Origin of the sequence: Mycolicibacterium sediminis (assembly GCF_010731735.1) — a bacterium.
GTDB classification, from domain to species: Bacteria; Actinomycetota; Actinomycetes; order Mycobacteriales; family Mycobacteriaceae; genus Mycobacterium; species Mycobacterium sediminis.
This window is the reverse complement of record NZ_AP022588.1, coordinates 1,993,984-2,006,369: the sequence shown is the minus strand read 5'-3', so window position 1 is coordinate 2,006,369 and position 12,386 is coordinate 1,993,984. Positions and strand designations below refer to the sequence as shown.

The 12,386-nt window shown below is 70.6% G+C and carries 13 protein-coding genes; 11 read left to right on the top strand and 2 right to left on the bottom strand.

Annotated elements, in window-relative coordinates; translation table 11 throughout:
- The first annotated feature begins 25 nt into the window (after positions 1 to 25).
- Genes G6N64_RS09605 through G6N64_RS09595 form a run of 3 tightly spaced genes read left to right on the top strand, consistent with a single transcriptional unit; the run spans position 26 to position 3,845 of the window.
- Positions 26 to 742, top strand: a complete 717-nt coding sequence (locus tag G6N64_RS09605) for a phosphatidylserine decarboxylase (protein WP_163796686.1) — start codon at positions 26 to 28, stop codon at positions 740 to 742.
- On the top strand, positions 739 to 1,626 hold the full coding sequence (pssA, locus tag G6N64_RS09600) for a CDP-diacylglycerol--serine O-phosphatidyltransferase (protein WP_163796685.1): 888 nt from the start codon (positions 739 to 741) through the stop codon (positions 1,624 to 1,626). The genes G6N64_RS09605 and pssA overlap by 4 nt, the downstream gene beginning before the upstream one ends.
- Positions 1,623 to 3,845 (top strand): AAA family ATPase, encoded by a 2,223-nt coding sequence (locus G6N64_RS09595; protein WP_163796684.1) that lies wholly within the window; start codon positions 1,623 to 1,625, stop codon positions 3,843 to 3,845. The genes pssA and G6N64_RS09595 overlap by 4 nt, the downstream gene beginning before the upstream one ends.
- Here G6N64_RS09595 and G6N64_RS09590 read toward each other — a convergent pair.
- Entirely contained in the window at positions 3,842 to 4,291 is a 450-nt protein-coding gene (locus tag G6N64_RS09590; RefSeq protein WP_276017743.1) for an SRPBCC family protein, read from the bottom strand. The two genes, G6N64_RS09595 and G6N64_RS09590, sit on opposite strands and share 4 nt — an antisense overlap.
- Before the next feature lie 138 nt (positions 4,292 to 4,429).
- Between G6N64_RS09590 and G6N64_RS09585 the strand changes: the two genes are divergently transcribed.
- The 8 genes from G6N64_RS09585 (at position 4,430) to mnhG (ending at position 11,736) form a co-directional block, all read left to right on the top strand.
- Positions 4,430 to 5,152, top strand: coding sequence for an EspA/EspE family type VII secretion system effector (locus G6N64_RS09585; RefSeq protein WP_163796683.1), 723 nt, complete (start codon positions 4,430 to 4,432; stop codon positions 5,150 to 5,152).
- Entirely contained in the window at positions 5,149 to 5,466 is a 318-nt protein-coding gene (locus G6N64_RS09580; protein WP_163796682.1) for a type VII secretion target, read from the top strand. The genes G6N64_RS09585 and G6N64_RS09580 overlap by 4 nt, the downstream gene beginning before the upstream one ends.
- A gap of 156 nt (positions 5,467 to 5,622) precedes the next feature.
- Complete coding sequence (locus tag G6N64_RS09575) at positions 5,623 to 8,499, top strand: Na+/H+ antiporter subunit A (RefSeq protein WP_163796681.1); 2,877 nt, start codon at positions 5,623 to 5,625, stop codon at positions 8,497 to 8,499.
- A 2-nt stretch (positions 8,500 to 8,501) separates the two neighbouring features.
- On the top strand, positions 8,502 to 8,969 hold the full coding sequence (locus tag G6N64_RS09570; protein ID WP_163796680.1) for a Na(+)/H(+) antiporter subunit C: 468 nt from the start codon (positions 8,502 to 8,504) through the stop codon (positions 8,967 to 8,969).
- 5 nt (positions 8,970 to 8,974) lie between these two features.
- Positions 8,975 to 10,579: a Na+/H+ antiporter subunit D gene (locus G6N64_RS09565; RefSeq protein ID WP_163801557.1), complete on the top strand. Its 1,605-nt coding sequence runs from the start codon at positions 8,975 to 8,977 to the stop codon at positions 10,577 to 10,579.
- A gap of 11 nt (positions 10,580 to 10,590) precedes the next feature.
- Positions 10,591 to 11,124: a Na+/H+ antiporter subunit E gene (locus G6N64_RS09560; RefSeq protein WP_163801556.1), complete on the top strand. Its 534-nt coding sequence runs from the start codon at positions 10,591 to 10,593 to the stop codon at positions 11,122 to 11,124.
- A 1-nt stretch (position 11,125) separates the two neighbouring features.
- Positions 11,126 to 11,401 carry a monovalent cation/H+ antiporter complex subunit F gene (locus G6N64_RS09555; RefSeq protein WP_163796679.1) on the top strand — a complete coding sequence of 92 codons (276 nt, stop codon included), beginning with the start codon at positions 11,126 to 11,128 and terminating at the stop codon, positions 11,399 to 11,401.
- Positions 11,398 to 11,736 (top strand): monovalent cation/H(+) antiporter subunit G, encoded by a 339-nt coding sequence (gene mnhG / locus G6N64_RS09550; protein ID WP_163796678.1) that lies wholly within the window; start codon positions 11,398 to 11,400, stop codon positions 11,734 to 11,736. The genes G6N64_RS09555 and mnhG overlap by 4 nt, the downstream gene beginning before the upstream one ends.
- Here mnhG and G6N64_RS09545 read toward each other — a convergent pair.
- The gene (locus G6N64_RS09545; protein WP_163796677.1) at positions 11,733 to 12,359 is read right to left on the bottom strand and encodes an LON peptidase substrate-binding domain-containing protein; all 627 of its coding nucleotides are present in this window, start codon (positions 12,357 to 12,359) and stop codon (positions 11,733 to 11,735) included. The two genes, mnhG and G6N64_RS09545, sit on opposite strands and share 4 nt — an antisense overlap.
- Between the last annotated feature and the right edge of the window lie 27 nt (positions 12,360 to 12,386).

The following is a 12,386-nucleotide window of genomic DNA, read 5'->3' as shown; positions in this document are numbered from 1 at the left end:
GGGCAATCGCTAGACTCGGTACCCCATGGCCAGACCCGCGCGACCGCCTGCGGTCGAAGACCATAGTTCCGAGCTGTCCCGTTTCGTCGACCTCGTCCGGTCGACCGTCCCCCCGATCCACCCCGCCGGTCTCCCGTTCATCGCGGGCGGGCTCGGCGTGGCCGCGGTTGGCCGGCGCAACCGGCTGGTCCGCGCGGTCGGGCTGACCGCCGCGGGGGCGTGCGCCGGGTTCTTCCGGCATCCGCCGCGAGTCCCACCGACTCGGCCGGGCCTCGTCGTCGCACCCGCCGACGGCCTGGTGACGCTGATCGACGAGGCCGTTCCGCCGGCCGAACTGAACCTGCCCGACGTCCCGATGAAGCGCGTCAGCATCTTCCTGTCGATCTTCGACGCGCACGTGCAGCGTGCCCCCGTCGCCGGTGACGTCGTCTCGGTGAAGTACCGGCCGGGCCAGTTCCAGTCCGCGGACAAGGCGTCGGCCAGCGTGGAGAACGAGCGCAACAGCGTCTGGATCCGGACGGCCGACGGCGTCGACGTCGTCGCCGTGCAGATCGCGGGCCTCATCGCACGGCGCATCGTCTGCTCCGCCTACGCCGGAGGCACGCTCGCCCTCGGCGAGACGTACGGCCTGATCCGGTTCGGGTCGCGCCTCGACACGTTCTTCCCCGCCGACGCGAACGTGATCGTCGAACGAGGTCAGCGTGCGATCGGCGGAGAGACGGCGCTGGCGGAACTCCGATGAGACCGCACATCAAGACGCCGCAGCTCAGCGTCCGGATCCTGCCGAGCGCGATGACGGTGGCGGCGATCTGCCTGGGTCTCTCGGCGGTCAAGTACGCCCTCGACCACCGCCCCACCGAGGCGATGGCCCTGCTGGCGGGTGCTGCCATCCTCGACGCGCTCGACGGTCGCACCGCCCGGATGCTCAACGCGACGTCCAAGATGGGCGAGGAGATCGACTCGCTGGCCGACGCGGTGAACTTCGGCGTGGCCCCCGCCTTCATCGTGTGGGCGACCCTGCTGCAGGAGTCGCGGATCGGCTGGATCGTCGTCCTCGTCTACGCCGTCTGCATCGTGCTCCGGCTCGCGCGGTACAACGCGATGCTGCACGTCGACGGGCCCGCGTACGAGAAGGAGTTCTTCACCGGCATGCCCGCCCCCGCGGGCGCCATCGGATCGATCGGGCCGATCGCCGCCAAGCTCCAGTTCCCCGGCCCCTGGTGGGATACGCACGCCGCCGAGGCCGTCGTCATCGTGTGGATGATCGCCGTCTCGCTCCTCGTGGTGAGCGCGATCCCAATGCGGAAGGTGCACACGTTCGCGGTCTCGCCGAACATGGTCGTGCCGCTGCTCGCGGTGCTGGCGATCATGGTGGCCGCATCCATCCAGTACGGCTACATCGTGATCCTCGTGCTCATTGTCGCGTACGTCATCCACATCCCGTTCGCCGTGGGGACGAAGGCCTGGCTGTCCCGCCACCCCGAGGTGTGGGACGACAAACCCAAGGTGCAGCGCCAGACCCGCCGCGCCATCCGGCGCTCGCAGCCGCACCGGAGGTCCTCGGAACGCCTCGGCCTGCGTCGACCCGGCGCCGGCGGGCACGAGCCCCGCACCCCGCGCCGGTGACCCAGGGCGTGTCGGAGTTCTCCGACGAGTCACCGCTGACGCACCTGCGCCTCACCGCCCGGCTCAACACGTCAGCGCTCGACTCCCGGCGCGGCGTCGTTCGCCTGCATCCCGAGGTGCTCGCCGCGCTCGGCATCCGCGAGTGGGACGCGGTGGCGCTCACCGGGTCGCGCACCACGGCCGCCGTGGTCGGCATCGCTCCGGGCGGCACCCCGCCGGGGACCGCCCTGCTCGACGACGTGACGATGTCGAATGCCGGATTGCGCGAGAGCACGACCGTGATCGTCGCCCCGGTCGCCGTGTACGGCGCGAAGTCGGTGACGCTGACCGGATCGCGTCTGGCCAGTACGTCGGTGTCCTCCGCGACGCTGCGAATGGCACTGCTGGGCAAGGTGATGACCGTGGGTGACACCGTGTCGCTCTTGCCGCGTGACCTCGGCCCCGGCACCTCGACGTCGGCCGCCACCACGGCACTCGCCTCGTCGGTCGGCATCACCTGGACCTCGGAACTGCTGACCGTCACCGGTGTGGACCCCGCGGGACCCGTGAGCGTGCAACCCAACTCGTCGGTCACGTGGGGTGACGCGCTGACGCCCGCGACGACGCCGCCCGTCCCAGGCGATCAGGCACAGTTCACCGTGACCACGCCCGTCGCGACGGCCACCCCCGCCATCGCAGTCGACGACCTCCGCGGTGCCCACCAGCAGGCCGGCCGCCTGACGGAGTGGCTCAAGCTGGCGCTCGACGAACCCAAACTGCTCGAGACCCTCGGCGCCAAGCCCAATCTCGGTGTGCTGGTGTCCGGTCCGGCCGGTGTCGGCAAGGCCACCCTGGTGCGCAGCGTGTGCGCCCAGCGCCGCCTCGTCGAGGTGGACGGACCCGACGTCGGCGCCCTTCGCGCGGAGGACCGCCTCGCCGCGGTCGCCTCGGCGGCGGCGGAGGTCCGGGAGCGCGGCGGCGTACTGCTCGTCACCGACGTCGACGCCCTGCTCCCCGCCACCGCCGAACCGGTCGGCACGCTGGTCATCGGCGAACTCCGCACCGTCGTCGCGACGCCCGGGGCGGCGTTCGTCGCCACGTCCGCGGTCCCCGACGGAGTCGACGCGCGTCTGCGCGCACCCGACCTGTGCGACCGCGAACTGGGGCTGAGCCTGCCCGACGGCGCAACCCGCAAAGCGTTGCTCGAGGTGCTGCTGCGTGGCGTGCCGTCCGACGCACTCGAACTCGACGAGATCGGCGAACGCACACCAGGATTCGTGGTCGCCGATCTAGCGGCCCTGGTCCGGGAGGCGGCACTGCGGGCGGCCGCGCGCGCGAGCACGGACGGCAAGCCGCCCGCGTTGACGCAGGACGACTTCACCGGTGCCCTGTCGGTGATCCGGCCGCTGTCCCGCTCGGCCACCGAGGAGATCTCGGTGGGATCGGTGACCCTCGCCGACGTCGGTGACATGGTGGAGACCAAGCAGGCGCTCACCGAGGCCGTGCTCTGGCCGCTGCAGCATCCCGACACCTTCACCCGACTCGGCGTCGATCCGCCGCGCGGCGTGCTGCTCTACGGCCCACCCGGCTGCGGCAAGACCTTCGTCGTGCGGGCGCTGGCGAGCACCGGCCGGCTGTCGGTGCACGCCGTCAAGGGTGCCGAACTCATGGACAAGTGGGTGGGGTCGTCGGAGAAGTCCGTTCGCGAACTGTTCCGCAGGGCACGGGATTCGGCGCCGTCGCTGGTCTTCCTCGACGAGGTCGACGCGCTGGCGCCGCGGCGCGGGCAGAGTTCGGACTCCGGGGTCGCCGACCGCGTGGTGGCCGCACTGCTCACCGAACTCGACGGCATCGACCCGCTGCGCGACGTCGTCGTCCTCGGTGCGACCAACCGACCCGACCTGATCGATCCGGCGCTCCTGCGGCCCGGCCGCCTGGAGAAGCTCGTGTTCGTCGAACCGCCCGATGCCGACGCCCGGCGCGACATCCTGCGCACCGCGGGCAAGTCGATCCCGTTGAGCCCCGACGTCGACCTGAACGCCATCGCCGACGAACTCGACGGCTACAGCGCCGCCGATTGCGTTGCGCTGCTTCGCGAATCGGCACTGACGGCCATGCGACGCTCGATCGATGCGGCCGACGTGACGCTCGCAGACGTCGAGAAGGCGCGCGACGCGGTACGCCCGTCGCTGGACCCCGCGCAGGTGGCCTCGTTGCGCGCGTTCTCCGAGGGTCGCTAGCGCTCGGCGAGTTCCGCCAGCCGGTTCACCGACTGCAGGAGCTTCTCGGCCGTGGTGGCCCTCGCACGCACCATCCGCTTCTCGTCGGTCAGGTGGGTCCAGTCGTAGGTGTGGGTGACCTGGGTTCGTCCGTCGCCGAGCGGTTCCAGGGTCCAGCGCCACAGATGCCCCGGCGGCTGGGACCCCGGCTCGGACGGGCGCCAGGCGATGAGCCTGCCCTCGTCGAACTCCACCACGTGGTTCTCCCGGTCCTCACCCAGCGTCAGCGACGTGACGAAGACGTCGCCCACGGCAGTCACGCGCTGGCCGGGCCGGGCCGACGCGAGGTTGTCGTTGCCATCCCACTCCGGCTGACGGGACGGGTCCGCGATCAACTCGAAGATCACGTCCGCAGTAGCCGCGACGTCGCGGCTCGCGCTGACCACCTTGCCCTCGTCGTCCACCATGCCCCCATTCAACATCCGCCTGCCGGCATCGGTGTTCCCAGCCACGCGGTGCCGGTGCGATTGGCGACCCGACCCGAGGCCACTGGCGGTCCACATTTGGTGCGTCGGGGGTCCGGGGAACCGTCTTAGAATTTCCGCATGGGTGACCTCACCGACATCTACGCGTCGCTGAACTACTTCAACGGAATCCCCGAGCACGCGAAGAGCACCGGTGAGCACACCGGGTGGGCCATGGCCGGTCTAGGCGGAGACTTCATCGGCCTGATGCAACCGGTGGCGCAGAACATGGGTTCGGCACTGGGCGCCACCAGGTTCGCGGCGGCCGCCGCGACCCCGATCATCAACGTCGGGCTGCTCACGATGATGGGCATGGCCAACACCTGCGGCTTCGGCGAACCGGACCAGGGCCAGGACTTCGACGGCAGCGCGAAGGCATTCCAGCAGGTTGGCGAGGCGCACGACGGTACGACGTCGCCCGATACCTGGGAGGGCACCGCCTCCGACCAGTACGCAGACCGCAACGCCGAGCAGCAGCGCCGCGCCCAGGAACTGGCGGAGGCCGACCAAGCCGTGAAGTCCGCCCTGGCGAGCGAGGCCCAGCAGGTCGACGTCGCCCGCAAGATGCTGGACCGGTGCCAGACGGCGTTGGCGTTGTGCATCCCCGTGGCGCTCGCGATGAATGCGGTTCCGGGTTTCGGCACCGCCGCATCCGTGGCCTTCCAGGCTGCGTCAGTCGCGTCGACCCTCGGCCCGTCGACGCTCCGCTACACCCAACTCATCGACCAGTCCGCCCACACCGCCACCCAGATCCGCCGCGCCGGCGCGACGTACGACCGGATCGCCGAAGGAGCCCAGCAGTGACCGATCCCCTCCGCGTCCTCGCCGAACACCTCGATCAGACCGGCGGGCGCCAGCGCGACCTCTCGGAGGCGTTCGGTGCGGCCGAACGGCTCACCGACGGCGTCACGCGACGGGTCGGCTTCTCGCACGGCGTCGTGTGTGCGCTGTCGGTCGCCGCACTGGGGTCGGCGCAGACGTCGCGTGCCGCCGCGGCGAAGGCGGTGCAGTCGGTCGCCGACACGCTCGCCGACAACCTCGGCACCGCGTCGAGCGAGTACGGCTCCACCGATGCGGGCGGGCAGGCCGATCTCGACGGTCAGGTTCAGCCCCGCTGACGGCAGCACCGAGCCACCGTCGCCCATAGCACCTCGGCCGTTCCCGTCGTCGCGTCCGGGGGTGACGGGCGATTCGACGCGGCCCGTAAACTGGACTCAGTCGAAGTCAAGCCATAGTCAAGACGGCTGACACCCCGAAAGATCGATCGGAGTGCCATGCTCGCCATCCTCTTTGCGCACGCGGTCGCTGCCGCGCTGGCGCCGGTGCTGGTGCACCGTTGGGGACGGGCGGCCTTCTACCCCCTCGCCCTGGTCCCGCTGGGTTCACTGGTCTGGGTCGTCCTGAACTGGCCGGGCGCGGGCGATCAGAGAGACCACGTCACCTGGGTCCCCGAGCTGTCGATGGACATCACGTTGCGCTTCGACGCGCTCGCCGCGGTGATGAGCGTCCTGGTGCTGGGCGTCGGCGCCCTGGTGCTGTTCTACTGCGCCGAGTACTTCCACCATCACGACGGCCACACCGAGAAGCGGCTGCCCAGCTTCGCCGCCGAGCTGACCGCGTTCTCCGGCGCCATGTTCGGCCTCGTGGTGAGCGACAACATGTTGCTGCTCTACCTGTTCTGGGAGCTGACGACGGTCCTGTCGTTCCTCCTGGTCGGCCACTACGCCGAGCGCGCAACCAGCAGACGCGCGGCGACCCAGGCGCTGCTCGTCACCACCGCCGGCGGCCTGGCCATGCTCGTCGGCATCATCATCCTGGGCGAGGTGTCCGGGACGTACCTGCTCTCGGTCCTGGTGGCGGCACCGCCGTCGGGGACGGCCGTCACCGTCGGCGTGCTGCTGATCCTGGTGGGCGCGCTGTCGAAGTCCGCGATCGTGCCCCTGCACTTCTGGCTGCCCGGCGCCATGGCCGCACCGACACCCGTCAGCGCCTACCTGCACGCCGCCGCGATGGTGAAGGCCGGCGTGTACCTGATCGCCCGCATGACGCCGGGCTTCGCCGACTCACCCGGGTGGCGGCCGACGGTCGTCGTGCTCGGACTCGCCACCCTGATGCTGGCGGGCTGGCGTGCCGTCCGCGAGTACGACCTCAAGCTGATCCTCGCGTTCGGCACCGTCAGCCAACTCGGCCTCATCACGATCATGGTCGGTGCCGGGGGCCGCGACATGATGCTGGCGGGTCTGGCCATGCTCTGCGCGCACGCGATGTTCAAGGCTGCGCTGTTCATGGTCGTCGGCATCATCGACCACGCCACCGGCACCCGCGACATCCGGCGGCTGGCGTGGCTCGGCGACCGGCACCGCCCCCTGCTGATCATCGGGATCGGCGCCGCCGCCAGCATGGCCGCGCTGCCGCCCTTCTTCGGGTTCGTCGCCAAGGAGGCGGACCTCGAGACGTTGCTGCACAGCGCCAGCCTGGGGTCGTCGGCGCCGTGGGTACTGGCGGGCGTGGTCTTCGGGTCGGTGTTCACCACCATCTACAGCCTCCGATTCGTCTACGGCGCCTTCGCACGCAAGGGCCGCCCCGAACCGAGCCAGCGCGTCACCGAGATGCACCGCCCGCCGGCCGCCTTCCTCGTCGCACCCGGAGTGCTCGCCGCCACCGGCCTGCTGTTCGGCGTGTGGCCGACCGGCCTCGACCACGTCCTCGCCGACTACGCCGATACCGTGCCGGGCGGGGACGACGGCTACCACCTCGCCCTGTGGCACGGCCTCACCCTCCCGCTGCTGCTGTCCGCCGTCGTGGTGGGCGCGGGCATCGTCGCGTTCTTCGCACGCGGCCGCCTGCGCCGCGTCCGCCTCGGCTACCTGCCCCTCGGAAACGCCGACCGCATCTACGACGCGGTGGTGCGCGGCACCGACGTCCTCGCGGTCCGCCTGACCGCGCTCACGCAGCGCGGCTCGATCCCGGCGACGCAGACGGTGATCCTCCTGACCCTCGTCCTGCTGCCGATCGCGGCGCTGGTCCTGGGCGCCCGCAACCGCCCCGAACTGGCACTGTGGGACTCACCGCTGCAGGTCGTCGTCGGCCTGATCATCCTGGCCGCGGCGATCAGCGCGACGGTGCTGCGCAACCGGCTGGCCTCGGTCCTGGTGGTCGGCGTCACCGGCTACGGCTGCGGCGTCATCTTCGTCTTCCACGGTGCGCCAGACCTGGCACTGACCCAGTTCCTCGTCGAGACACTGACGTTGGTGATCTTCGTGCTGGTGCTGCGCAGTCTGCCCGCGGAGGCCGAGCGCGCCACTGTGACGCGGCACCGCCTGCCGCGCGCGGCGCTCGCGCTGGCCGTCGGGGCGAGCGTGACGGCCCTGGCGGTGTTCGCGATGGCCGCCCGCACCACACGACCGATCGCCGACCTGCTGCCCGACGCCGCCTACTACCGCGGCCACGGATCGAACACCGTCAACGTCCTGCTCGTCGACATCCGCGCGTGGGACACCATGGGCGAGGTCTCGGTGCTGCTCGTCGCCGCCACCGGCGTCGCGTCGATGGTTTTCCGCAACAGGCGCTTCGGTGCGGCACCGCGGGTCGCCGACGCGGGTCAACCCGACATCGGCCGCATCCCGATGCCGTCGACCAGCCCGGCCGTCGGCGAGATCACCTGGCTGCGCGGCAGCGAACTGCGCGACCCGCGCTACCGGTCGCTGGTCCTCGAGGTCGCCACCCGCATCATCTTCCCGCTCATCATGGTGCTGTCGCTGTACTTCTTCTTCGCGGGTCACAACACTCCCGGCGGCGGCTTCGCGGGCGGACTCACCGCCGGCCTGGCCCTGGTGCTGCGCTACCTCGCGGGCGGCCGGTACGAACTCGGCGAGGCGCTGCCGCTCGACGCGGGCAAGGTCCTCGGCGCGGGCCTGGCCCTGGCCGCGGGGACCGCGGTCACCTCCCTCCTGCTCGGCGCACCCGTCCTGTCGTCGGCGGTCGTCGAGTTCGACGTGCCGGTCCTCGGCACCGTCAAGTTCGTCACCGCCCTGTTCTTCGATGCCGGCGTGTACCTCATCGTGGTGGGACTGGTGCTCGACGTGCTGCGCAGCCTCGGGGCCCGGGTCGACGTCGAGATGGCGGAGCAGCCGGTGGGGGCCAGCCGGTGAACGTGACCTATCTCGTCCCGCTGATCCTGATCGGCGGTCTCACCAGCGCCGGGGTGTACCTGCTGCTCGAGCGCAACCTCACCCGCATGCTGCTGGGCCTGCTGCTCGTCGGCAATGCCGTGAACCTCCTGATCCTCACCGTCGGGGGTCCGTCGGGGAATCCGCCGATCCGCGACCGCACCTCCGGCAACGAGACCACCGAAGCGGATCCGTTGGCGCAGGGCATGATCCTGACCGCCATCGTCATCACGATGGGCGTCGCCGCGTTCGTCCTGGCCATGACGTACCGCTCCTACCGTCTGTCGCGAGAGGAAGACATCGCCAACGACCTCGAGGACGCGCGGGTGTCCAAGCTCTCCGAGAGGTCGGCCGCCGCCCTCGACGAGGACCTGCCCGAGCACCAGCCCGCCCGCGACACCGACGCGCCCGACGAACTCGACGCGCTGCCGGGGCACGAGGGGTCGAGATGACGGGCATGAACGTCGCGGCCGTGCTGACGCCGCTGCCCGTCCTCATCCCGACGCTGGCGGCCGCGGTGACGTTGCTAGCGGGCCGTCGGCCACGTCTGCAGCGCTCGATAGCGGTCCTCGCTCTCATCGCCGTCGTCGGGGTCTGTGCGGCGCTCGTCTACTTCGCCGACCGCTACGGCACCATCGCCGTGCACGTCGGGGGCTGGGGGCAGAGCGTCCCCGGCATGGGGCCGCTCGGCATCACGCTGGTGGTGGACCGGCTCTCGGCGCTGATGCTCGCGGTGTCGTCGATCGTGCTGCTGGCGGTGGTCTTCTACGCGATCGGCCAGGGCATCCGCGACGGCGACGACCGTCAGCCCGTGTCGATCTTCCTGCCGACCTACCTGGTGCTGTCGGCGGGCGTGTGCACGGCGTTCCTCGCCGGCGACCTTTTCAACCTGTTCGTCGGGTTCGAGGTCCTGCTGTCCGCGAGTTTCGTGCTGCTGACCATCGGCGCCAGCGCCGAACGGGTGCGCGCGGGCATCGCCTACGTGATGGTGTCGATGGTGTCGTCGCTGATCTTCCTGATCGGCATCGCGCTGGTCTTTGCCGCGACCGGAACGCTCAACATGGCCGAACTCGCGGTGCGCCTCGACGACATCCCCGACGGCACGCGCAGCGCCCTGTTCGCGGTGCTGCTGGTGGCGTTCGGCATCAAGGCCGCGGTGTTCCCGCTCTCCACCTGGCTGCCCGACTCCTACCCCACCGCGCCGGCACCCGTGACGGCGGTGTTCGCCGGGTTGCTCACCAAGGTCGGCGTCTACGCGATCATCCGGGCGCACTCGCTGCTGTTCCCCGGCGGTCAACTCGACGACGTGCTCCTGGTCGCGGCGCTGCTGACGATGGTGGTCGGGATCCTCGGCGCGCTCGCGCAGAGCGACATCAAGCGACTGCTGTCGTTCACGCTGGTGAGTCACATCGGCTACATGGTGTTCGGCATCGCCCTGTCGAACGATCTCGGCATGGCCGGCGCCATCTACTACGTCGCGCACCACATCGTCGTGCAGACGACGCTGTTCCTGGTGGTCGGGCTCATCGAACGGCAGGCGGGGGCGTCCACGATGTACCGCCTCGGCGGGCTCGCCGCCGCCAGTCCGCTGCTGGCGTTCGTCTTCATCGTGCCCGCCCTCAATCTCGGTGGCATCCCACCCTTCTCGGGGTTCATCGGCAAGGTCGCCCTGTTGGAGGCGGGCACGCAGCAGGCCTCGGTCCTGGCGTGGGTGCTGGTGGGCGGCGGCGTCGTGACCAGCCTGCTGACGCTGTACGCGATGGCCCGGGTGTGGACGCAGGCGTTCTGGCGTGCCCGCGCGGACGCGCCGGACGGCCAGTCCGCCGCCGCCCCGTCGGCGCTGCTGCTCGACGACGGCGACGACATCGCGTTCGCCGACCGCGACGACGTCGGCAAGATGCCGGTCGGCATGCTCATCCCCACCGGCGCGCTGATCGTGGTCGGCCTGGCGCTGACGGTGGCCGCGGGGCCGATCTTCGCCTACGCCGAGCGGTCCGCCGACGAGGTCATCGACCGGGGCCAGTACGTCTCGGCGGTGCTGGGACCGGGAGCGACGCCATGACCGGCCGTCCGATCCGGGTCTACGCGCTGCGCGCGTGGGTCGTCTGCTGGCTGGTGCTGGTCTGGGTGCTGCTGTGGGGTGACGTCTCGGCCGCCAACGTCGTCGGCGGTCTGGTGGTGGCGTTGGTGATCGTGCTGCTCCTCCCCCTTCCACCGGTACCGATCGAAGGCAGGCTGCACCCGATCTCGTTGCTGCGCTTGATCGTTCAGGTCGGCTACTACCTGGTGAAGTCGTCCCTGCAGGTGGCGTGGATGGCGATCAGTCCCCGACCGCCACCGCGCGCCGCCGTCCTGCGCGCTCACCTCGCCCTCAAGTCGGACCTGGTCCTGGCGCTCGCCGTCAGCACGCTGAACCTGATTCCCGGTGGCATCGTGCTGGAGATCGATCAGACGCGCAGGATGATCTACGTGCACGTCCTCGATGCGGGCACGGAGCGGGCAGTGCAGCGGTTCTACCACCAGGTTGCGGAGGTCGAGCGACTGATGATCGCCGCGTTCGAGCGGGAAGCGCACTGGCAGCCGTCGCCGGAGAGGGAGGCCAGCTGACATGAACTACGTCTGGACCATCGCGGCGGTGATGCTGACGGCGGCGGCGACCATCACGATGTACCGCATGCTCGCCGGGCCCGGCACCCTCGACCGACTGGTCGCCCTGGACACGTTCGTCGCCGTGACGATGTGCGCCATCGGCACGTGGGCTGCCTTCAGCCTCGACACCACCGTCACCTACAGCCTGACGGCGCTTGCGCTGATCAGCTTCGTGGGCTCGGTGAGCGTGGCGCGCTTCCGCGTCCGCGACCGCGACGATCGGAGCGAGACGTGAGCACCGCACTCGACGTCCTGGCCGGCTTCCTGGTGCTGGCCGGTTCCACGTTCGCGCTGACCGCGGCGATCGGCGTCGTCCGCTTCCCGGACACGCTGTCGCGCATGCACTCGGCCACCAAGCCGCAGGTGCTCGGTCTGCTGCTGGTGCTCGCGGGAGCGGCGATCCGGCTGCGCGGTCACGCGGACGTCGGGATGGTCATCCTCACCGGACTGTTCACGATCATCACCGCGCCCGTGATCGCGAACCGGGTCGGCCAGCTCGCCTACCGCGAGCAGAGCTTCCGCGACGACCTGCTGGCCCGCGACGAGATGGCCGACGAGCCCAGGGACTAGTCGGACCCGTCGGCCAGTTCGAATTCAATCATGGCCGCGACGGTCTCGACGGCGTCGCGCAGTGCGTCCAGCCGCGCATTCGCCGACGGTGCCGCCAGCACCGAATACCTGTCGGCCTCGCCCATGGGAACTCGGGACGCCAACGCGTACAACCGCTTTCCTGCGTCGTCGCCGGGCTCGGGCTCACCGAGCAGTTCGCGCTTGGGTGGCAGCGACGCCTCGCGGGCCGCCGCGATGCGCTCGAACAGCGACATCAGCCGATCCTCGACGTCGCCGATCTCGTCGCCCGCGACGGGCCGGCCGGGCTCGTCGGGCCACGGCTCGACGGCTGCCCTCGGGTAGGGGTCGTCGTCGTGCCACTGCGCGACGCGGATCCGCTCCCGCATCTCGCAGGCGATCCGGTACAGCCCGCCACCGAGGTCCTCGGCCGAGACGATGTGAGCCAAGGTGCCGACGTCGAGTCGGGCGTCACCCCCGCCGACCTCGCGGCCCGCGGCGATGAGGACGACGCCGAACGGCTTCTCGCGCTCCAGACAGTCCCGCACGAGCGCGCCGTAGCGCGGCTCGAAGATCCGCAGCGGCAGGTCCTCGCCGGGGAGACGCACGGACTCCAGGGGGAACATGGGCAGGACCGTGCCGATCCCCGGGTC